Here is a 20,577-nt window from a genome sequence, read left to right on the forward strand (position 1 = left end):
GCAATGCTCCTTTCCGCTCATAGAGATGAGCTTTCAGAACTTACTACTGTAAGTGTACCATGAAATATAGAATCATACAAGAATCAAGTGACATCGAAATAGAGCAGTTTTATTATGCTACGTTCAATCTGGTGGCTTTATAGCAGTCTGCGCACATTCCATCATGGGTAGCTGCAAGTTCTGCCGCCTGCATGATGGAGCCATCTTTCAACTTAACTCTCTTGATGGGTTGATTACAGCGGACACAGATGCAGGGCATGGGCGGCTGTTCCTGCTTCGGGGTAGAGGATCTCGGTTTCGGCTGCTTTTGAGGTTCAGCCTCCGGCTGCGGTGCAGCATCTTCCGGCAAATCCTCTCCGGCATAAACGTACAGGCCAAGGCCAAACATAGCAAGGTTCTTCACCAAGCACCGCATGATAGCTTTATTCACATCGAACATGGAGGCTGCTTCTACGGTGCGTTCTTCCATGCCGATCTTTTCACGGCGGCGGGTCTGCGGATTGTAGTCCCATTTCGGGGTGGTATAGGTGTAAGGCACAGCTTTCATGGCTTTGTTTGCGCCATCCAGTACAGGCAGCCACATTTCGTGCGAAATGCCCTCAATCGTGACCGAGGTATACACCATGAAGCCGGTTATGGGGTCATAAACATAGGGCAGACCGTTGAATTTCTTGACCTCATAGCTGGCAGCGGGATACAGCTTCTTCACCTCTGCCCAGGCATACGCCCAGCTCACATACTTCAGCTCGGTATTGCCGGACTTCTTGACCTCCACATGGTCTTTGAAGTCGATAGCAAATAATTTTACGAATGGATTTTCCATAAGAATGCCTCCAATTCTGATAAAGAAAAAAGGGCACAACAGCGTCAACTGTTGTGCCCCATGATGTGAAAATTACGGATTGAGCAGAAAATCAATGATGTTTCGATGAATGATTCCGTTTCGGCTTAAATTCATCAAATCACCACTGATAACATACTTAGGATAGTTGTCGTGCAGCCGCTCAAGATTACCGAACTCCCGTTCTTCATCGGCGGGAGTGATCAGGTAAGCAACCTGAATATAGAGCTTTTCATCTCCACGGTAGCAGATAAAATCAATTTCGGTGTCGTCCATCTTGCCGACATGAACTTCATAGCCACGGCTCCGCATTTCCAGATATACGATGTTCTCATACAGCTTGTTGCTGTCAAGCTTTTCGCTTTTCTTGATAACATTCCGCAGGCCAAGATCGACTGCATAGTACTTTTCTGTGCTGGACAGGAGCGCTTTTCCTTTGATATCATAGCGGCTTGCATTCAGAAGGATAAAGGCTTCCTTGAAATAATCAACGTAGTTCAGTACGGTAGCAGTGGTTGTCTTGATTCCTTCCGAAACCATGCGTCCACTGATATTACGGGCAGAAAACGGATTGCCGATATTGTCCAGCAGGAATGCAAGGACATTACGTAATGCGGTCTGTTCGCGAATATTGTGGCGTAGCATGATGTCACGGACAATGATAGCCTCGTAAAGATCGTCCAGATAGGTGGTGATTGAATGATCGTCAGGGAGGAAGAAACGCTGCGGAAAACCGCCGTACTTCAAATAGTCTGCGAAGAGCTTTTCGTCCGAAGTATAGGTTCCGTTTTCAATGCATTGCTGTTTTGCTTCGGCCAGCGAAAAGGGGAAAACCTGAATCTGGATGTATCGTCCGGAAAGATAGGTTGCCAATTCGCCGGAAAGCAGCTTGGAATTGGAGCCGGTCAGGTAAATATCACAATCGAAATCGACACGAAGAGAATTGATTGCAATCTGCCAGCGCTCCACCTCCTGAATCTCATCCAGAAGAATATAAATTTTGCCGGTGCAGCCTTCCGCTTTTTCTGCGATGTAGTCGTAAAGCGTTTCTGCAGTACGGGTGCTGCGGAAGCGCATGGACTCAAAATTGGCCTGAATAATGTTCTGTGCGGGAATGTTGCGCTGAAGGAGCACGTCCTTGATCTGACCGAGAAGGACTGTTTTTCCACAGCGCCGGATTCCAACCAGAACTTTGATCAGATCCTGATCGATAAAAGGAATGATCTTATCCAAATAACTTTTGCGCAGAACCATCGTGCATCACCTCATATTCTTATCTTAGCATACAATTATTGTTGTGTAAACAGTATTGTGCTTTTCTATTAAACAAAAATAGCTGAAGCGCAAATTTTGTGTGTCTATAGGCGTACAAAAATTATGCTGCATGGATAATGGTAAACCTGCGGCTGCTTACATTCTTGCTGTACCGATTGAAAATATCGGGCTGTTCTTTCTTCAAACGCTGGGAGTCTACCCGTTTACTTTCGGAGGATATCCACGACACCTTATAGCCCGGTGCTGTGCCATAGGCGGCATCCTGCATTTGCAGCTTGATCTGCTGCTCAATAGCTGTTTTCTCCTGTCCCATCTGCTCGATTTGATCAGAAAGCTCCTGCCGCTTGTCCAATAGATTGCGGATGGGATTCAGATCGGCAGTTTTGTTTCGATCATCTGCAGAGTACAGCTGATTGATCTGCTGCGTATCCCCTTCGCTTCCGGTAGGTACAGGCGGAATTTCGGGCATCACGTTGTATTTCCAGAAGTGCTCTTCTCTGGCAATGAGGTTGTTCAGAACTTCTTTGTCGGTTGTGATCTTGTGAATCACCAGCTCCTTCCCGAAAATCAGAGCAGCAATGTACCAGCAGTCAAAACCGCTGACAGCCAGATAGTGATTGACCTGAGCCATGTAATGTGCAGGGATTTTTCCATCAGCCCATTTGTCCGCAGAAAACGGCGAGACCGTTTTGCACTCCAACCCGGCTTTCTGCCCAACGATCAGGCGGTCAAAATCTGCCAGAAGCAGCGGATGTTCCTCACTCTGGTAAATGGCATTTGCTCGGCGTACCTTCAGACCGGTGGCCTCGGTGAAGCGTTGTACTACATAATCCTCCAAATCACGGCCCTGCCGCATGGCTTCGTTGTCGATATTTTCAATGGTATCGCTGATTTTATCGTGGTACACCTGAAATGCCGAGCGGTAGGGATTCAGGCCAAGGATAGCCCCGGCATCCGTGCCGGTAATGCCGCATTTGCGGTAGCGGAGCCAATCCTCTTTGGACAGGTTCAAAGTTGAAATCAATCTTTTCATGCGCTTTGCATCCTTTCTTTCATAATAGATTCGCAAGAATGAAGTCATATTCCACCAAGTCTTTCATGATGGTGGAAAAGTCGCTGGCCAATGAATGGCAAGAGCCAACCCACAGGTCATAAAGAAAATCCAGAATATTATTTTGCACCCTGAGATGGTTCCAGTAGCGCTCCTCCAGTCTGCCCTCGGATTCCAAAACAATAATGGCGGTGCTGATGGTACTTTTCATCGTGATCTCATAAGCCATGGTAACGCTGATTTCAGAAGCACTCTTCTCAACGTTGTCAAAAAATTCCGTGAATTCCCTGAAAATGCGGTTATTTACATCATTCATGGCTTGCTCCTTTATGCTGCGGCCAGCACCATCTTGTAAGCCTTGTCGATCATGGGGTTGCCCTCTGCGGTGCGCAGGAACAGGTTCTCGTTGTAGTTTTTGGTCTTGCGGAGAGGATCTGCGTGGGTAGCAAAATCAGAGACTGCGTTGATAAAGCGCCAACCGTTTTTGCCGACCCATTCCAGATCCGGTGCGTTATAATAGCGAGCCTTCAGATCTTCCTGCAAGCGCAGGTTATTCTTCCGCTGGCAATCGGACAGGTCCTCAGAAATCGGGAAAAACTCATTGATGAACTCCTGCACCTTGTGATCGGATAAATCGATGCGAGCCAGCTCTTCGCCACGGTTGCCGAGTTCAACCATATAGTTGCTGGCCAGCTGCAGGGTTTCACGGGCATCCTGCACGCGGAGCAGAACATTTTCGGTGTGGCGTGCAGTCCAGCTGCGCTTTGCTGTATTCAGCGCAAGGTTCAGAGTATTCTGGCAGACCACACGGATTGGAGTCGTGGCCACTTTCACACCAGAACTGCCGTCATGACTGTTGAAGATCACAAGATATGGTACTACCTGATCTCCAGCGATAAGATATTTCCTCGGAAGCCTTGCCAGCATCCAGACCTTCTTGCCGCCCTGCAAAGAACCGGCAGTTTCGTAAGTAACACCTTCACCCAGCAGGTCATCGGTGAACTGAAATGCTTCTTCGTTCTGCACAATGCGGTAGCGGTCAGATACCACGCCCAGAACAGCATCATCAGTGCTGCGGACATTTGCGCGATAGCCGGGGATCATAGCACCCGTGCCGGAATAGATATTACGGCTTTCCACCTGCCAATCCAGACCGGCCAGTTCCAAGGCTTCACGGCTTGCAGGGGCATCCATGATGATACGGCCAAGGCCGTGCCAAGGGGTCTCACGGACAGAGAACATCGTTTCAACATTTGCGGGCATAGTAAAATCTCCTTTTCAGTGTACTGTGATCAATTGTTGTTTTCCATTTCTTCAGCGATGCGGACGAGGACTTCCACCAGGACGGTGCCAACCTCTTTGACGATTTCGGACCAAAAGTTCATAATGCTTTCTCCTTTCTGCGCAGCTGCGCTTTAAAATACGATGGTAATAATGATAGTGATGGTGCGGAATAACAAAGTGCTCACCTCCAGACATAAAAAGCCCCTGAGTCTTTCGACTCAGAGGCTTTGGATCATGATTATTATATCTGGGTGAAAAATGGAAATTTGAGAAAGCTAAAGAGAGGAATTTATCATAAAAAATTATAATGCAGGACGAATTTGCGCTAAAAGAAGTTGGTCCGCCGGAAGCCACGGAACAGAATCAAGCTCCTCTTTAGTCAGCCAGCGTGCAGCCTCGGCTTCTTTCAGCACCAGTTTGCCGGAGACCACCTCACACCAGAAACAGTCCATGGAAAGATGAAAGGTCGGATAATCGTATTCAATGGTACCAATCAAATCGCCTACCGCGATCTCGGCATCCAGCTCTTCCCTGATTTCTCGTTTCAGCGCCTGCTGCGGGGTTTCACCCGGCTCGATTTTGCTGCCCGGAAATTCCCATCCGCCCTTATACTCACCGTAGCCGCGGGCGGTGGCATAAATTCTATGTTTCGTCTGAATATCGTCGCAGATCACGGCTGCAACAACGCGAATCATTTTCATGAAAATCTCCTGAATTATTTTTCATAATAGAGTGGATAACCCAGTTTTCTCAATTTGGATTCGATTGCTCCTGTAGAACGTTTTAGAATCAAAGAAATTCGTTTGATGCTGTTCCCCTGCTGGTGGAGCCGCAGTAATTCACGTTCTTCTTTTTGCGACCATGCTGTTCCAGCGCGAGAATAACGCTCTGCCTTTTTGTTTCGAGGAAGAGACTTCAGATATTCAGCGGTAGATTCAATGGAGCAATGTTCCAATACGATTTTTAATGCTTCTTGAATTTCTTCCTGAGCACAACTATCATTTTCAGACAGAATCCAACCGGTTAAAGGATTAATACCTTTTGCAAGAGTTTCAATTATGGTGCGAGCCAGCATATCGTCCATAGTATGTTACCCCACGATCAATTTGTTGGTCTTTTTGAGGAACTTTGCAGGAATCGGGCGGTCCAGCTTCCATGTGATATTCATGGGACGGGAGCCCTCATGCTTCACATAGTTCACCGTGCCCAGATAGGTATACGCTCCTGCACCGCCAAAACGGGCATCTGCCTTGAACTCACGCACGAACAACAGCACACGGCTTCCTTTTTCCCGGTGATGGATGTAGCGCTGCCCGGTGGCAGAGTTTTCGGCGGTGGTGCTCTGGCTCTGCCAGTGGAACAGGCTTTCATTAATGGAATAATCCTTGTACATGGTGGTGGGAGAGTAATCCTTGTCCGCTTTGTTCAGGGTCACAAAGAATACGTCCAGCTGCTTTTCCGGCAGCCACTTCACGCCCTCGCGGACAGTGGCGGGCTTCAAAAAGTCCAGTGCTACCAGCAGCTGGTCGCGGGTATAGGTGCAGTGCAGGTCCAGCGGACAATCAAAGCCTACATCCACAGGTTCGTCGATAAAATCAATGCGGTCATATTGATACTGCAAAAGTGCCTGCAGTTCCCCCAGCAAAACGGGACTATCCGAGAGGGCATACAGGTTATCGAGAACTTCTTCATCCTCCCAGCTTTCTGCAGCCTTACCCCAGAGAGTTACACAGAACATTTGCATCATCCTCTTCTCTACTGGTGATAGAGCCGCAAAGTCGGTGTTGTCCAATTTTGGCAGAAGCCCCAGCAAAAAACGAATCCACCTGCGGGAATCGATGACCGCAAAGCGTGCAAAGGCTTTGGTCATAGTTTCTTCCAAAGGTTCTGTAAAATCGGATGCCGCCCCTGCGCGGACGCACAGCCTGCTGAAGCAGACCTTTTTGCTGTAAATTGCACGGGGGTCAAGATGATAGTAGTCGAGGAAGTTCCCCAGTGTCAGGGGCAGGCCGGTATCCTCGGTGAAGGCAGCCGCCCGCGCCACAAGCCCGGAGGTGCGGTCATAGGAGGCGCTGATATTATCCAGCACATATTTTGCAGCAATTTTCTCCAGCTGAATGTAGCAGCCCTTAGGCGCGGAGACAAAGCCCTCCTTGAGCTCCCGACTGACGCTTCGGGTGGTGTTGGAGAGCAGTGCTGCGAATTTCTCCTCAAAATTATACTTTTTGTTGGCCTGCCCGATGAAATTCAAAACAGTCAGGCAATCCTTGTTTTCTGCCAGACGTAAGCCTCGCCCCAGCTGCTGCAAAAACACGGTCAGCGACTCGGTAGGACGCAGGAACAGCACCGTGTTTACCTCGGGGATATCCACGCCCTCGTTGTAAATGTCCACCACAAAGAGAAAACGGAGTTCCCCGGAAACCAGCCGCTGCTTGGCGGCGTTGCGCTCCTCGTCAGGAGAGTCGCCGGTCAGTGCCATAGACGGGATGCCGTGGGTATTAAAGTAGCGCGCCATGAATTGGGCATGAGCGATGGAAACGCAGAAGCCCAGACCCTTCACCTCGTCGATATCGGTGACATATTTCAGGATGGAGTTCACCACAAGGTCAGCGCGGCGCTCCGCCACCATGCCGCTGAGGGTGTACAGGTTGGATAGCTCGTTTTTGTCGTAGCCGCCGGTACGCCATTTCAGACTGCTCAGATCTGCGGTGTCAGTGACGCCGAAATATTGGAAGGGACAAAGTAGTTTCCGGTCAATGGCCTCCGGCAGACGGATCTCGGCGGCAATGCGCCCGCCGAAATAGTCCAGAACGCTTTTGCCGTCCATACGTTCCGGGGTAGCAGTCAGCCCCAGCAGGATCTTCGGCTGGTAATACTCCAGCAGCTTCTGGTAGGTGGGCGCAGCTGCATGGTGGAATTCGTCTACAACGATGTAATCGTAGAAATCCGCTGCCGTTTTAGCGGCAAGCTCCTGAGAATTGAAGGTCTGGATGGAAACAAACAGATGATCAATGCTGTCGGCTTTGTGGCTGCCCACATACAGTTCTCCGAAATTGGCATCCTTCAGCACCGCCCGGAAGGTGTACAGGCTCTGCTTCAGAATCTCCTCTCGGTGTGCCACAAACAGCAGACGGCAGGGCTGCCCCGGATGCTGTTTGCAGAAGCGCTTGTAATCCAGTGCGGAGATCACAGTTTTGCCGGTGCCGGTGGCGGCGACTACCAAGTTGCGGTTGTAACCCCGAACGGTGCGCTCGGCATCCAGTCGGTCCAGAATTTCCTGCTGGTAGGAATAGGGCAAAATATCCAGGGTATAGATCCCGCTGTGGTCGGCCTCGCTGTATTTTTCGGCTTTCAGGGCGCGGGTCAGCCTTTCCCGCTGCCCTTCATCGTAATATTCAAACTCGCTGGAGTTCCAGTAGCTTTCAAAGGTGGCTGCGATCTTTTCGATGGTCTCCGGCAGGTCCTTTCGGGTCACCTTGACGTTCCATTCCAGACCGCTGGAAATTGCCGCATTAGACAGGTTGGAGGAGCCAACATACGCTGTGGTAAAGCCGGTGTCCCGGTAAAACACATAGGTTTTTGCGTGCAGGCGGGTACGCTTGGTGTCATAACTGACCTTGATCTTTGTATTGGGCAGCGCGCGCAGCTCCTCGATGGCTTTTACGTCCGTAGCGCCCATATAAGAGGTGGTGATGATGCGCAACTCACCGCCGCTTTGCACAAACTGCCGTAGCTCGCCCATGATGAGGCGCAAGCCGCTCCACTTGATAAAGGAGACCAGCATATCAATGCGGTCGGCGGAAACGATCTCCTTTTTCAGCTCCGTGTACATCTGCGGCTCATGGATAGCGCCGGTAAACAAGGAACTTTGCGCAATGGAGGTCTCCGGGCGGTCAAGGTCCTTTGCGCTTTTTCCTGTAGCAAGGCGCGGGTCATTCTGCTGCAAAAGCGCAAGAAGCTGCTCTGCCCGCTGGTCAACACCGAGCGCGGCAAAGTCAGCTTCCTGTGTGGTGTTCTGGATGGTGGTCACGATCTGGTTTGCCAGCTGGATCTGCGCCTCGATGCCGCCGCCGTTGTCCTGCACGTTCTCAAGACCCTTCTGCACCACGTCGGTCAGATACTGCGCCAGCACCTTGGCAGCCTCCGCCGTGTCGATGGGCGCAGTAGACTTGCGGGCTTCCGGGATCTCTGCAAGCTCGCGGTTCAGTGCGTTATTGATGACCTGTTCGTACAGACCGGGGTAGAGCATAGGTGCACTTCCTTACCGTTTTCTTTTATTATAGCGCCCGTTAGAAGAATATTCAATGATCGAGGATAAACCGCATCTGATTGAAAAAGAAGTTCTTAATCTCAGAAAATATACGGTATCTGCATTGCTTTTATTAAAAATAATAGAGCTCGTGATAATTTGTATGATGCTACAATAAAAAGAGACTGATGCAGTGCAACAGTCTCTCGATAGCAATGAGGCTTATATAACGGGTGTTTTTTTATAAAAATCCACAGCAGTGCCTCCCATTCCAAGAGTGGTTTTGATGCCAACTCCGCCATGGGATGCAAAAGAGAGCAACGCGTTCCAAAGTTCCAGAAGCGGCGGTGCAAGGCGTGCCTCGATGGTCACATTGCCTTGAAAGGCTGGAATGCGCGTTTCTTTCAACAGATAACGTGTGGTATGGAGATTATAATCCACAATATGAAGCCCCTGCTGTAAAGCTTGCAGTGCATCAGGATCGATAAGGGCATATTCTGGAAAGGCAGTGTTCCAATGCGCAATCAGACTTTGCAAAAGCAGAGTTTCCTGCGGGAAAATAGTATAGCGGCCGGACTGCTTGAAGGCGCAAGGCGACAGAAAAGCAATTTTGGCACGGGTTTCGCTGTGGGAACGTCCAGAACGGATCAGTTCTTCAGCGGAGACTGCCGGAAAGATGCGAACCTCTGAAACGGGGAGTGTTAATTCATGCAGAGGGATTTCCTTTGCAGATTCCAAAACGGGGAAAACTACCTGTCGAGCAGCGTCATTCAGCAGATTGACCGTCCAGATCAAAGACTGCTTTTCCGGTGAAAAACATAGAAAATGCGCAATGGGATGTTCCCCTTGCAGATGCATCTGCTCTCCAAATTCAGAAGAAATCTGTGACATCAGCCAGCCATACAGACGATAGGACCACGACTGGGGAATCCGCACATCATTGGGCGGAGATAAAACCAGTTGAATCTGCTGGATCATAAGATACTCACCCCGCAATATCCATAGGGATAAAGCCGGCCACGAAAGCGAGCATATTTCATGGTGTGCGGGGAAATGCCATTTTCGGCATCACGCTCATGCTTGTGGTTGCGGAACATTTGTTTCATTTGTTCTGCCGTCCAGCGCAGCCCCTCTTCTTCACCCAGATAGGGGTACGCCAGCGACTTGGCAAAAAAGCCGGAGCCGCCGCCAAGGATCAGGTGTGGCTGCCGCGGCAGGTTGACTGCACCGCTTGGCGGAGTGAAGTGCCTGCTATACGTCTGCGCATAATAAGTATCAAACTGCTGAATGGCCTCCAGAAGGGACTCCTTGGTAATGCGCCCCTTCAGCACCGACTGATCCAGCGTCAGCTTGAAGCGTACCTTAGTACCAGACGCTGCGCATTCCCGACACATGGGGATGCCGCGATTACTGCCCTTCGCAAAGGAACCGTTCACAAGTGCATCAAATTTTCCGACAAGGACCATCTGCGTATCCGGGATGGGGAGGCTGTCGGAAACTTGAATGCCACGGAAAATGCTGTTAACGGCGTCCGAAGCGATGTTTCCATCTTTCAGAGTGTGCAGATGCAGCTGGTTGACATATTTCTCTTCCGGAAAGGTGGCCCGGCGGTTTGGCGCAAGGCTGTGTCCGGTACTGCGGTCAGCCAATACCGCACTCAGCAGCCATGCGGTACGCAGCGCACCCTTGATGCTGCTGCCGGGAATGTAGGCGTGGCCCTGTGCATCACGCTGGAAGGCATGGATCTCTTTCAGCGAGTGCTCAGCATCCAGAGCATCTCCCACCTCGATCTGATAGCGCGTCAGTGTTTTCAGTTCTGCATCGGAAATGCCGCAGTCTTTGCTCAGAAATGCCCAGAGATTGGACTGCTCGCTAAGCATAAACTGCCCGTACTTGTCCACCAGATCGTGCTCGACCAGAAAGCTGAAAAATTTTTGCTCGTCCAGAAAGGAGACTTTGCCATTGCGGGTGTTGTACATGTACTCTTTTTTGGTATAACTGCTGCCATTGCCAACAAACAGAGGTGCCCATACATTCAGAGTAAGGTCAAAGATCTGCAGATGATCCTGCTGAATCATAATGTCACCCCCATAAAGATCGGTTTGGAATAGCGGTATACCGGATGCACATCCGACAAACCAACATCATACAAAGCACCCTGATAACGATTTTGCAGGACAGATCCTGCCGAAAGGGCATACTGCGTTTTTTTCTTCAGTGGAGTTTCCACACGATCGGAGGCCATAAAGCCGCTGCGGCGCACCAGCTGGAAGGAGGCACCCTCTAATGCATTATCCAGTTCATCTGTCTGCGGCAGGCTGGTGCTCAGCAGCAGATAAGGAGCATGCTCGGCAGAAAGAGCGTGATACATCCACTCCGTCTGATCGTCAAAAGGTTCGTTCAGATAAATCTTGTCTACAATATGGAACTTTCCATAACCAGAGCTGACTTTGCCGCCGATGCCGGTAGCGCCCAGCCAATCCAGCAAATACTCCAGATCTTCATCCTGACCATCTTCGGTAAATCCGCAGATGAAATACAGTCCGCAGTCCGGCGCAAAACGGAACAGTCCAACCTGATACGGCGTGGTATCCCCCTGCATGGGAACGGCTGCCTTGGTCTGCTCATAGTGGGTGCCAAAGCTTTCCGGTTGCTCGTCAGGGGTGAAATGACCTTCATGCAGGCTTCTGGCGTAGCGGTCAAATTCCAACACAGGGACCCATGCTAGCTTTTTTACCTTTTTACGCAGGGTGGTTTCCACTTCCTCAGTGGATTCCGATGCGGCAATGGGCTTTGGCAGGTAAAACGTTTCGCCATACCAGGGCATTGTATCGCTGAGCAGGAATTTTCCCTGCCGGACCTGCGCACAAAGCTGTTCTAGGGCTTCTTCTCCATGCTGGACGAGGGTCTCATGGCAGAAGGCAGAAAACAGGGTATCTGCCCGCAGGGTTTCTTCGGAGGTATAAAGTGACAATGCGGAGTCGGCTCCTCCGAAATGAACAGCTGTGTCAAACTGCAGCTTAAGCAGAAAATAGTTCATAACTATCCACCTCATCAAAGAGGGATTTCAGGCGGCTGAGATCCACCTGCGCGCCATAGCCTTCCAGCGCAAAGTTTTTCAGGCTGACACGGCCGCTGCCGCGGGAACCATGGCCGCCCAGATAATCCATCTGCAGCAGCTTCATGCCTTTGGCCAGAAGAGAAAGATCCTCCTCGACCTGTGCCGGGTCGGTCACATCGTAAACGATGCTGACACCGAACTTTGCGCCGGCGATCACACGCTCAATCTGGCGGGGATTGGCCACGGAGTTTGCACGGGAAATTGCGTTCTCGGTCTTGACCTCGGTCACACCCACATTGGAAAGCTCTTTGGCATTGGACAAAAAGGCATCCGCAAACTGCAGGCGGGAACGACGCACCGGTTCCGAGGAACCGAACAGGCGGAGGATTTGCTCGGGGTCTTTGTCGCAACTTCCGGCTTTTGCCATTGCTTCGATATCCTGATATGTGCTGCGAGCCAGCAGGGTACGCAGCTTGCCTTTCAGACTGCTGCCGGGTACGATGGGATAACCGGTATAGGGGTCACGCACCACCGGGCTGTCCACAGCACCAATGGCAGAAAAGGCAGAGGAACCGCCGATGTGCATACCAGTGCGCACTTCCAGATCGCACCGGATCAGAATTTTTCCATACATATAATTACCCCTCCTTGCTGCTAAAGTAGCAGTGAAAAGCCACCAGCGCTTCCATGTAATGAGCAAAACGGATCAGATCCGCACGGTCATCGGAAATGCCTTTGAGGTATTCCAGCAGGTTTGTCTGCCTTACAAAGGTCTTTACAGTATCATCACGATTGTCACGTCCACACTCGTAAGCCACCCGCACACGCATCAGGTTGAGCTTGACCACACTTTCGGGTCGCAGTTTCTCCTCGGTGCGGATGTTTTCCTCGTTATAGATATCTGTCACAAGGCTCAGCAGGTTGCGGATCTTGCTAGTGGTCACTTTTTTGGGCTGGCTCATCAGGCTGCGCATAATACGCTCGGCTTCGTCTACATAATCTTCCGGCACCTTTTTCGGCGTGATCTCCGGCGGCAGCTCTTTCTGCGGTCCATAGCTGCTACGGCTGTTATAGCTGCTGGAACCGCTGCGGTTTCCGTTGTAGCTGTTGCTATATCCGCTTCGGCTGTTGTTATAGCTACCGCCGCCATAGCTGCGGCCATTATCATTCCATCCTGCCATCTGTGTCGCCACCCTTTCTGTTCTGATAGACATAAATATAAATTGCGGTGATGAGCTGGTGACGCTGCACGGCGTCTAAAGCCCAGTCCATCATGCTGTGAGAAAATTGCTTGTAGAGCGGATAGTCCGGCGCGCTCTTTTTGGGGGAGAGCCGCGCCAGCAGGTAAGCGTACCGTGCAAGGTTGATGCGGTCGTTTTCTGCTTCCCGCAGCAGTGCCAGCAGGTTGTAGAGCAGGGCGTTTCCGTGCTCAGCGTTATCCCTGCCGAAGAAGCTTTGCAGGCAGCCGACCTTTTCGGTCAGGACCTTTGTGCGGAACGTATCCCACGCATAGATATGTCCCTGCTCCGGCTGCACCAGCAGATTGCCCTTTGCATCCCGGACCGCTTTGCGCTCCGGCGTGAACAGTGCCACTGCATTTTTGCCGGGCAGATGCTTGGCGGCTTCTTCCAGCGCGGCGGTTTCCTCGGCGGAAAGCCGGATGGGGTAATGGTCATCAAAGATGCCGATGCCTGCGCTGAGTGTCAGTGCCCCGCAGGAAAATGCAGTGAAATTACTCTGGATGCGCTGTGCTGCTTCCAGAACATCGTTCCATGCGCCCACAAGGAACACATCATCGCCACCGGCGTAGACGATGCTTACATGCAAGCCCTCTAGAATGCCGTTGATGTAGCACTTGAAAAACAGCGACATCTGCCGGGAGAACGCCGAGGTGCGGGACAAGGTAACATAGTGCATCCGTTTGACCGGGTCTTTCTCGTTCTCCTGTTCAAAACCGGAGATGAAGGCATGGCCGAGGTTATCCACATCCATACGGCAGACCGAAATGCGGCGCACGCCCTCGGACTGCTCTGCCAGTTCTTCCATGCTATTGCTGGCGGTGTAATCGCCAACATACAGGTTGGTGCTGTAAGTAAGGCCGGTGGACGGTACATTTTTGGTATATACACGCGCGACCGGCTCGCCGGAAGCCAGCCGTTTGCGGGCAGAGAGCTGATCCGTCAGGGACAGATATTCGCTGCCGCCATCCAGTGCAGGCAGCGTGCAGTCATCGGCAGCCGAGGGCTGACGGCTTACTACCAGAACGCGCTTGTTCTGGATCTTAATGGAAAGATCTACGAACAGTTTGCACCAAGGGCAGAGATCATCCTTCAGGTTGGCACTGGTGCCGCACACCTTGCATTCCCGGCCATCCGGGTAAGCGGCGGTACTGTTCAGCTGCCGCAGATCCTCTGCGGTATAGCGGTGGAACTTGTGCTGCTCCAGCAGACGGTTCACCCGGCGGAACAGCTCTTTGTAGGGGCTTTTTTCAGCCGGGGTATTGGTCAGGTCGTTGCCGGAGCACGGTGTCCATGCGTTGGCCAGAAACAGCTGGGTGCCGAACTGCTGCTGCAGCCAGCGGTTGAACTGCCGGTTCCACCGGGTCAGGGTATCGGCCACGGCGGCAGTATTGGGCAGCAGCACATAGCAGTGCCCGCCGCCGCTGTAAATCAAGTTGGCGCGGGACACGCCGCACCCGGCCAGAAGCTCGTCCAGATAGTGCTCCATGAGCAGCTCCAGAAAGAACGACCGGCTGCGCAGGGAGCGCAGGGCGTTTTCGGTATGGACAGTATAAAGGAACTTCTGAATGCGGGAAAAATCGGCGGTATAGAGCAGAAACGCGCCCTTCTGGCAAAAATCCTTCTCCTGCTCAAAAAGTGCCTTGCGCAGGTCGGTGATGTTGGTTGCCTGCACATATTCGCTGATGCATGCCGCAATGGCTGCGGTGGTCTTGGCGTGGTCGAACAGGGAAACATCCGGGCTTTCGCCGGTAAAGGTGCTGGACGGAAAACAACTGAACTGCGTTTCCAGCAGCCCCAGCAGCGAGTTGATCCACTCCGGCTGCGGCTGCAGATCCGGCAGACACTCGCTCAGCTTGCGTACGGCATCTGCATAGACGGAAGCGGAAAGCGGCTGCTGCTGCCGTGGCAGCTTCAGGCTGCCGTCCTGTGGCTGCGCAGGCATCATCCAGCCGGGGTGAGAACCGTTCAGGTGGGTGAACACCGAGTCCAGCGGAAGATCCCGCCGGAAGGAACTGCTTTCGCCTTCGACCTCCCGGCGGTCTGCGGCGGCAGAAAGATCATCTGCCAGATAAACGATATAGGCCGGGGAATCGGCTGGCAGAGCCTTTGCAGCACCGCGCAGCGCGGCGGCGTGGTGGTAGCGCACACAGTCCAGCGCCGGTGCCCAGCCTGCACCGAACAAAACGCCGTGCAAAAACTGGTAGCCCTGTTCACTGTGGCTGCCGCGCTGCCCACCGGCACGGTACACCGCTTTGCCGGTGTCGTGCAGCAGTCCGCCATAGGTGGACTGCAGGGTGAGAACGTTCAAAATACCATCTCCTTTACGGATTGTGGAACAATTGCACAATAAACGGAAAACGTATTTGCTGATTTTGTAAGAGATGCTTGGAATTGGCTTTATTATAACACATTTTGTAGCTATGCAAAAGCCGCAGCAGAGAAAATATCACAGCAGCTGCAATCGTTCCGTTCATAGAGGGACAGCCCATGGAAGACAAAGAGTTAAGATTTGCAAAAGAAAAACTCCGCATCTTTTGGTGCGGAGTTTTTTGTCCCCTTACGGGGATAAGTTACAATCAATCGCAAAGCTAGCAAGCGCAATCGCAAGATTCGCGTTATCGTCCCCTTACGGGGATGGTACTAAAATCTCTATCCAGACTGCAACAATAGTCCAGTTTTCGCCCCCTACGGGGATGGTACCCAAGCGGTTGATTTGGGAGGCCTTGCTTGCCCGTCTTCGCCCCCTTACGGGGATGGTACTCAAGGATGAGCGTAAGGCGTATGTTGAGCGGGGTTCTCGCCCCCTTACGGGGATGGTACCCACGGCGACGCAGATGCCGCCCTGCTTCTCGGGTTTTCGCTCCCTTACGGGGATGGTACCAAACACGCAACAACATGGAGGTACAAGATTATGGTTTTCGCCCCCTTATGGGGATGGTACCAAGAAGCCGATGGTTCGAAAGGTCTGGTCTCAATTTTCGCCCCCTTACGGGGATGGTACCATTCAGGCCAAGCCGAATGTACCGCATTGTTAGTCTTCGCCCCCTTACGGGGATGGTACACTAAATATATCACAGAATATCGTAAAATGAAAGAGCTGAATGCCTGAAAAATATTCACTTTATTGAAATGAAGTAAATCCGCGCGAAAAGGACAACGATAAATTCTGAATCATAACTGTGCCGTGGAGGATAGAAAGAAAACCCTCTTTCAGGGCGAGCCATAGCGGCGGAAGCCTGCAAAGGCGAAGATGCTGCGCTTCAGGGTGCTGCCGTCCGGGTAGGTGGTCTCCTGGCTCTTGCGGCGGGAGCAGGCGGCCAGCGTGGGGATGCCCGCGGCTTCCAGACGCTGGGCCACCCGGTACACAAAGGTACACTCGCCCTGACAGAGCACGGCATCCGGGCTAAGGTGCAGGATGAGGTCAGTATATACCGTGGCAAGGGAGTCCAGCACGGCCTCGTTGGTGGCGGGGTCGATGGCAGGAAAGGCAAGGTCTATCACCTTGCCGTAGACCTGTGCCGCAGCCTTTTGCTCGGCACTCCACAGGGCAGAAGGATGATTGGTAAAGTTGATGAGCATAGGGCATTCCTCCTTGACATTGCAAAGAGAAAAAGCCCATGGAATGCGGATAGTTAAGCAAGAAACTTAAAATTACTTTTTCTTAAAAATAATGCTCATTACACCCAACGCAACGAGACACATGAAAAGCGTGTACATAGCGTGTACATAGAATGACATCATCTCCCCTGTCTTGTTTTTGTTTGCCCCCTTACGGGGATAGTACTAGTATGATGAACGTCAAGAACATGGAAGTCGGATTATCGCCCCCTTACGGGGATGGTATGATCGAGCAGGCAGAGCACGAAATTCAGGGCACGTTTTCGCCCCCTTACGGGGATGGTATACTAAATATATCACAAAACATCGCAAAACTGAAGAGCCAGAGGCTAGAAAATGTTCACTTTATTGCAATGATGTGCTTTTGCGCTGAAAAGAACGGCCATAAATTCATTCAGCCTGCCTTGTGCGCGGGGCGGTTTCATGGTATGATGCTGATAATGGATCTTATAAAAAGGAGTGTTGTCCTGTGCTAAAGACTTATATCACCACCGTACCTTTGCAGGGAAAGCTGGACCCCATGCTGTACCAGCGGGAGCGGGCAGATGCGCCTACGGCTACCTGTTTCCCCATCGTGCAGGTGATGCGGGATACCCTTGAACCCGGGGACACGGTGCAGCTACTGGCCATCCGGCAGGAAAATGCCGATACCGCCCGCAACTATCGGCAGCTGTTGGAAGAGCTGCCGCAGCTGGGCATTGCAGAAGATCAGGTGCGGCAGATCGACCTGCCGGAGGATCAGCGCCCGGAAACGCTGATCGGCCTGTGCCGGGATCTGGTGGATGCCCTGCCGCAGGTCACCCGGGTGTATGCCTGCATCACTTACGGCTCCAAGAGCATCCCGGTGGTCACGCTGACGGCATTGACTTGTGCCGAAGCTACCCATACGGAGCTGGAAGTAGGCGGTGTGTATTATGGTGAGGTCAAGCGAGAAAACGGACAGGTGCTCAGCGCGCGTCTTTACGATATGGCAACACTATATCAGCTTGCCGGGCTGGTAGGTACCATGCGTGACAGCAAGACCGCCGAACAAGTGTTCCATCAGCTGATTTGGATGAACGAGCACCGGGAGGACTAAGCAGCGATGAATGATGTGAAAACATGGGCGGACATTGATGCTTCGCCGCTGCTGCAGCTGCCGCCGGAACAGCGTAAAAAGCTGCACGATGCCAATGATGAACGGTTCCGCACGTTCTGGGCGGAATGCTTTCTGACCACACAGACTCCCGGAAGGGGAGAAGATGCATGGAACAGCGTGGATTTCTGCAAGGCGTTTCTGGATGCGTTTGATTTTTGGGAAGCAAAGCCGGGGCAGACCTTCAGTATGTATCTGCGCACCGCTGTCCGTCATGCACAGGCACACGACCAGCAGCAGGAAGAAATGGCTGTGACGGGTTTCGGACGCGAGACGAACCGCAAAATCAAAAAAGCGCTGGAGTACATGGAAAAGAACGGAATTATAGAGAGTATGCTCTGTCGTGACCCGGAAAAAGAACAGGTGATCGCCGATATTGTCGGGGTGGGCGTAAAGACCCTGCGGGAAGCACTGCGCAATAAGCAGTCGGTACTCAGTCTGGACGACACTGGTGGAGAGGATTCGGCGCTGGGCGACCGGGTAGTTTCCCAAGAAAAAAGCGTGGAAGAAAAGGTGGAGCAGAGCAGTGAAATGCTGGCATGGCTGCACCGCGGCATAGGGCTGATGAACCTGCAGCAGAAGGAAAAATACGGCAAGACAGCTGGCCCGTTGTGGAGCAGCGTGCTGATGGGCTTTCTGCGCAACAATGACGCACTGGATCCGGCAGAGGATGCACCCGCGCGGCTGGCAAACTGCGATGATCTGCGTCCGCTGGAACAGGACAACTGCCTGTGGGATATCCTGCTGCTGCACCGGTATGTGGAATTTACGGTTCGGCCGCCCTATGCACCCAAGGCACGGGAATGCGCTGCCGTCCATGCGCTGCTGGAGCCGGGGCGCAACCCGGCGCAGGATAAGACCGTGGCAGAGTTTCTCGGGGTGAGCAAAGCGGCTGTATCGCAGCGGCGCAAAACATGGCAGCAAAAACTGATGCAGATGAAAGCGGAACAGGAGGAGGTATAAGATGGAACGCAGTGTATTGCTTTTATATATGAGCCCCTTCGGCAAAAATCCGAACATTCATACCCAGACCAACGAAGCGGCGGTTTTGGAGCTGAAAAAGCACAAGGAAGGTCCGGATTGTATTCTGGCACTGTGCAGTGAGCTGGTGCGCACCAGCCCTACCGTGCATCTGCCGGACGGGAAAACCTGCACCACCGTGGAATATTTCCGGGATGTATTCCTGCCTTCGGCGGGCATTCCGGCAGAGCGGCTTGTGGTGATCCCGGTACCGGACAGCATGGACGACAAGGCACAGTTCCGGGCTGTCTCTCTGCTGCTGGGAAAAATTGAAGCGGAAAATACCCTTTCCATCGACCTTTCCGGCGGCATGCGGGACACGGCGATGCTTCTGGTAACAGCAGCTCGCTGTATGCGTGACCTGCGCGGTGTGGAGACCCGCAGGGTGATCTACTCCGAACTGCTTCCGGATGGCACTTCCCGCATCCATGACAGCAGTCAGCTGTACAGCCTGTTCGACCTCATCACGGCCATGGACGAGTTCTTTTCCACCGGCACTGCACAGAAGCTGAAAGGCTATCTGTGGAGCGAGGGCGAAAGCGACCCGGCTCTGCACACACTGCTGGCCCGGATCAACCAGTTCTCGGATGATCTGGCGCTGTGCCGGGTGCAGGCGCTGAATGAAGACCTGAGCCAGATCGCACAGGCACTGCAGGCGCCGCCCAAGGAGAGCAAAAATCTGACCAGCTTGTTCTTCCACCTGCTGAATGACCGCTTCCGCACAGAATTTGAAGGTCTGCTGGCTTCCCCCAAAAACAATCTTCCTGTGCTGGTAAGCTGGTGCGCAGAACACGGCATGTACCAGCAGGCGCTGACATTGCTGTGCGAGCAGATGCCGGCCTATGTCTGCCGTCATCTTTTTGTGCAGCCTACAGAAACCGGCTGGGCATATCTGGCAGAACAGAATCAGAATAAGGGCAAGGCGTGGGTATATCCGCTGTTCCACTTCCATTTCTGCCGCCTGACTTTGATGCAAAAGGAGTATCCCTATACAACGGATCTGCGCCTGACCCACAGCAAGGACGATGCAGATGGCAATATGTTGTTTGGTGTGGCAAATTCCAAAGAAATGCATGCCTATATGGATACGATCCTCGCTTCCGGTCAGCTGGTGATCGACCCGGAGGTCCGGTGGCAGATCGAGGACGCGGCACTGTTCTACCAGCGTGTGATGCAGTACCGCAACCAGATCAACCATGCCAGTGATACGGCTTTTGGTCTGCAAAGCGACCGTATTCTTCCGTTGGACACAGCCCACATCGAACAGACCCTGCAGGATGTGGCCGATTATCTGCAGGAGATCCGCCCCATGAAGCCGGATGTTCCGGAAGGCGTCAAGGCGCTGCCTGTCACAAAGACGATTCCGGCAGGCGCAGTTCCCAACTTGTAAAATAGAATATAAGAAAAAGCAAAGCACCTCCGCTGCTGGCAAACGCCAGTGGCAGAGGTGCTTTTTTGTCCCCTTGCGGGGATAAGTTACAACATCCGGCTTCTAATGCTTATATTCGTGGAAAGCTGTTTCCGTCCCCTTGCGGGGATAAGTTACAATGGGAACAAGCTGGATGTGGCAGTGGATACGCACGAGTTTCCGTCCCCTTGCGGGGATAAATTGTAATGTCATGGAGCAGGCTTCTGGGCGGATTGACCGGCTGTTTCCGTCCCCTTGCGGGGAACTCATTGGATATCAAGAAGCATGGGCAGACTACCGATGGTTTCCGTCCCCTTACGGAGTATAAATTTACTATATCACACATTGAGTCAAAAGAAAAGAACCATACACCGGAGAAGCGCGAATGGAGTAG

19 protein-coding genes are annotated in these 20,577 nt (G+C 52.3%); 4 read left to right on the plus strand and 15 right to left on the minus strand.

Annotated elements, in window-relative coordinates; all coding sequences use genetic code 11:
* Window positions 1-112: 112 nt before the first annotated feature.
* The 15 genes from MTP40_RS12260 to MTP40_RS12330 all read right to left on the minus strand — a co-directional run bounded on the left by MTP40_RS12260 (window position 113) and on the right by MTP40_RS12330 (window position 16,581).
* A complete protein-coding gene (locus MTP40_RS12260; protein WP_207684600.1) occupies window positions 113-823 on the minus strand; it encodes a Sak single strand annealing protein in 711 nt (236 codons plus the stop codon).
* Between the two features lie 72 nt (window positions 824-895).
* On the minus strand, window positions 896-2,095 hold the full coding sequence (locus MTP40_RS12265) for an ATP-binding protein (protein ID WP_207684601.1): 1,200 nt from the start codon (window positions 2,093-2,095) through the stop codon (window positions 896-898).
* 121 nt (window positions 2,096-2,216) lie between these two features.
* Window positions 2,217-3,149 (minus strand): YqaJ viral recombinase family nuclease, encoded by a 933-nt coding sequence (locus MTP40_RS12270; RefSeq protein ID WP_207684602.1) that lies wholly within the window; start codon window positions 3,147-3,149, stop codon window positions 2,217-2,219.
* A gap of 19 nt (window positions 3,150-3,168) precedes the next feature.
* Entirely contained in the window at window positions 3,169-3,483 is a 315-nt protein-coding gene (locus tag MTP40_RS12275) for a DUF3848 domain-containing protein (RefSeq protein ID WP_242700898.1), read from the minus strand.
* A gap of 11 nt (window positions 3,484-3,494) precedes the next feature.
* Entirely contained in the window at window positions 3,495-4,430 is a 936-nt protein-coding gene (locus MTP40_RS12280) for a DUF932 domain-containing protein (RefSeq protein WP_207684603.1), read from the minus strand.
* 323 nt (window positions 4,431-4,753) lie between these two features.
* Window positions 4,754-5,152, minus strand: coding sequence for a (deoxy)nucleoside triphosphate pyrophosphohydrolase (locus MTP40_RS12285; protein WP_249259463.1), 399 nt, complete (start codon window positions 5,150-5,152; stop codon window positions 4,754-4,756).
* A 14-nt stretch (window positions 5,153-5,166) separates the two neighbouring features.
* A complete protein-coding gene (locus MTP40_RS12290) occupies window positions 5,167-5,535 on the minus strand; it encodes a hypothetical protein (RefSeq protein WP_249259464.1) in 369 nt (122 codons plus the stop codon).
* A 6-nt stretch (window positions 5,536-5,541) separates the two neighbouring features.
* The gene (locus MTP40_RS12295) at window positions 5,542-8,700 is read right to left on the minus strand and encodes a DUF3427 domain-containing protein (protein ID WP_249259465.1); all 3,159 of its coding nucleotides are present in this window, start codon (window positions 8,698-8,700) and stop codon (window positions 5,542-5,544) included.
* 222 nt (window positions 8,701-8,922) lie between these two features.
* Window positions 8,923-9,678 (minus strand): CRISPR system precrRNA processing endoribonuclease RAMP protein Cas6, encoded by a 756-nt coding sequence (cas6, locus tag MTP40_RS12300; protein ID WP_207684605.1) that lies wholly within the window; start codon window positions 9,676-9,678, stop codon window positions 8,923-8,925.
* On the minus strand, window positions 9,675-10,778 hold the full coding sequence (csm5, locus tag MTP40_RS12305; protein WP_207684606.1) for a type III-A CRISPR-associated RAMP protein Csm5: 1,104 nt from the start codon (window positions 10,776-10,778) through the stop codon (window positions 9,675-9,677). Before csm5 ends, cas6 begins: the two co-directional genes overlap by 4 nt.
* Window positions 10,775-11,740, minus strand: a complete 966-nt coding sequence (gene csm4 / locus MTP40_RS12310) for a type III-A CRISPR-associated RAMP protein Csm4 (RefSeq protein ID WP_207684607.1) — start codon at window positions 11,738-11,740, stop codon at window positions 10,775-10,777. Before csm4 ends, csm5 begins: the two co-directional genes overlap by 4 nt.
* A complete protein-coding gene (csm3, locus tag MTP40_RS12315; protein ID WP_207684608.1) occupies window positions 11,721-12,395 on the minus strand; it encodes a type III-A CRISPR-associated RAMP protein Csm3 in 675 nt (224 codons plus the stop codon). Before csm3 ends, csm4 begins: the two co-directional genes overlap by 20 nt.
* A gap of 4 nt (window positions 12,396-12,399) precedes the next feature.
* Window positions 12,400-12,942, minus strand: coding sequence for a type III-A CRISPR-associated protein Csm2 (csm2, locus tag MTP40_RS12320; protein ID WP_207684609.1), 543 nt, complete (start codon window positions 12,940-12,942; stop codon window positions 12,400-12,402).
* Entirely contained in the window at window positions 12,926-15,310 is a 2,385-nt protein-coding gene (gene cas10, locus MTP40_RS12325) for a type III-A CRISPR-associated protein Cas10/Csm1 (protein ID WP_249259466.1), read from the minus strand. Before cas10 ends, csm2 begins: the two co-directional genes overlap by 17 nt.
* A 902-nt stretch (window positions 15,311-16,212) precedes the next feature.
* Complete coding sequence (locus MTP40_RS12330; RefSeq protein ID WP_207684611.1) at window positions 16,213-16,581, minus strand: hypothetical protein; 369 nt, start codon at window positions 16,579-16,581, stop codon at window positions 16,213-16,215.
* Window positions 16,582-16,790: 209 nt separating this feature from the next.
* Here MTP40_RS12330 and MTP40_RS12335 point away from each other — a divergent pair, with 209 nt between their 5' ends.
* From MTP40_RS12335 to MTP40_RS12350, 4 genes are read left to right on the plus strand one after another with little or no spacing between them, the layout of a single operon-like run.
* On the plus strand, window positions 16,791-17,096 hold the full coding sequence (locus MTP40_RS12335; RefSeq protein ID WP_207684612.1) for a hypothetical protein: 306 nt from the start codon (window positions 16,791-16,793) through the stop codon (window positions 17,094-17,096).
* Entirely contained in the window at window positions 17,090-17,698 is a 609-nt protein-coding gene (locus tag MTP40_RS12340; protein WP_207684613.1) for a TM1812 family CRISPR-associated protein, read from the plus strand. The genes MTP40_RS12335 and MTP40_RS12340 overlap by 7 nt, the downstream gene beginning before the upstream one ends.
* Window positions 17,699-17,704: 6 nt before the next feature.
* Window positions 17,705-18,718 carry a hypothetical protein gene (locus MTP40_RS12345; protein ID WP_207684614.1) on the plus strand — a complete coding sequence of 338 codons (1,014 nt, stop codon included), beginning with the start codon at window positions 17,705-17,707 and terminating at the stop codon, window positions 18,716-18,718.
* Between the two features lies 1 nt (window position 18,719).
* Window positions 18,720-20,165 carry a TM1812 family CRISPR-associated protein gene (locus MTP40_RS12350; RefSeq protein WP_207684615.1) on the plus strand — a complete coding sequence of 482 codons (1,446 nt, stop codon included), beginning with the start codon at window positions 18,720-18,722 and terminating at the stop codon, window positions 20,163-20,165.
* The last annotated feature ends 412 nt before the right edge of the window (window positions 20,166-20,577 follow it).

The organism is Faecalibacterium sp. IP-3-29 (genome assembly GCF_023347335.1).
GTDB classification, from domain to species: domain Bacteria; phylum Bacillota; class Clostridia; order Oscillospirales; family Ruminococcaceae; genus Faecalibacterium; species Faecalibacterium duncaniae.

Coding starts and splice junctions, on each gene's coding strand:
- MTP40_RS12260 (WP_207684600.1), bottom strand. CDS start 823: ATGGAAAATCCATTCGTAAAATTATTTGCTATCGACTTCAAAGACCAT.
- MTP40_RS12265 (WP_207684601.1), bottom strand. CDS start 2,095: ATGGTTCTGCGCAAAAGTTATTTGGATAAGATCATTCCTTTTATCGAT.
- MTP40_RS12270 (WP_207684602.1), bottom strand. CDS start 3,149: ATGAAAAGATTGATTTCAACTTTGAACCTGTCCAAAGAGGATTGGCTC.
- MTP40_RS12275 (WP_242700898.1), bottom strand. CDS start 3,483: ATGAATGATGTAAATAACCGCATTTTCAGGGAATTCACGGAATTTTTT.
- MTP40_RS12280 (WP_207684603.1), bottom strand. CDS start 4,430: ATGCCCGCAAATGTTGAAACGATGTTCTCTGTCCGTGAGACCCCTTGG.
- MTP40_RS12285 (WP_249259463.1), bottom strand. CDS start 5,152: ATGAAAATGATTCGCGTTGTTGCAGCCGTGATCTGCGACGATATTCAG.
- MTP40_RS12290 (WP_249259464.1), bottom strand. CDS start 5,535: ATGGACGATATGCTGGCTCGCACCATAATTGAAACTCTTGCAAAAGGT.
- MTP40_RS12295 (WP_249259465.1), bottom strand. CDS start 8,700: ATGCTCTACCCCGGTCTGTACGAACAGGTCATCAATAACGCACTGAAC.
- cas6 (WP_207684605.1), bottom strand. CDS start 9,678: ATGATCCAGCAGATTCAACTGGTTTTATCTCCGCCCAATGATGTGCGG.
- csm5 (WP_207684606.1), bottom strand. CDS start 10,778: ATGATTCAGCAGGATCATCTGCAGATCTTTGACCTTACTCTGAATGTA.
- csm4 (WP_207684607.1), bottom strand. CDS start 11,740: ATGAACTATTTTCTGCTTAAGCTGCAGTTTGACACAGCTGTTCATTTC.
- csm3 (WP_207684608.1), bottom strand. CDS start 12,395: ATGTATGGAAAAATTCTGATCCGGTGCGATCTGGAAGTGCGCACTGGT.
- csm2 (WP_207684609.1), bottom strand. CDS start 12,942: ATGGCAGGATGGAATGATAATGGCCGCAGCTATGGCGGCGGTAGCTAT.
- MTP40_RS12330 (WP_207684611.1), bottom strand. CDS start 16,581: ATGCTCATCAACTTTACCAATCATCCTTCTGCCCTGTGGAGTGCCGAG.
- MTP40_RS12335 (WP_207684612.1), top strand. CDS start 16,791: ATGATGAACGTCAAGAACATGGAAGTCGGATTATCGCCCCCTTACGGG.
- MTP40_RS12345 (WP_207684614.1), top strand. CDS start 17,705: ATGAATGATGTGAAAACATGGGCGGACATTGATGCTTCGCCGCTGCTG.
- MTP40_RS12350 (WP_207684615.1), top strand. CDS start 18,720: ATGGAACGCAGTGTATTGCTTTTATATATGAGCCCCTTCGGCAAAAAT.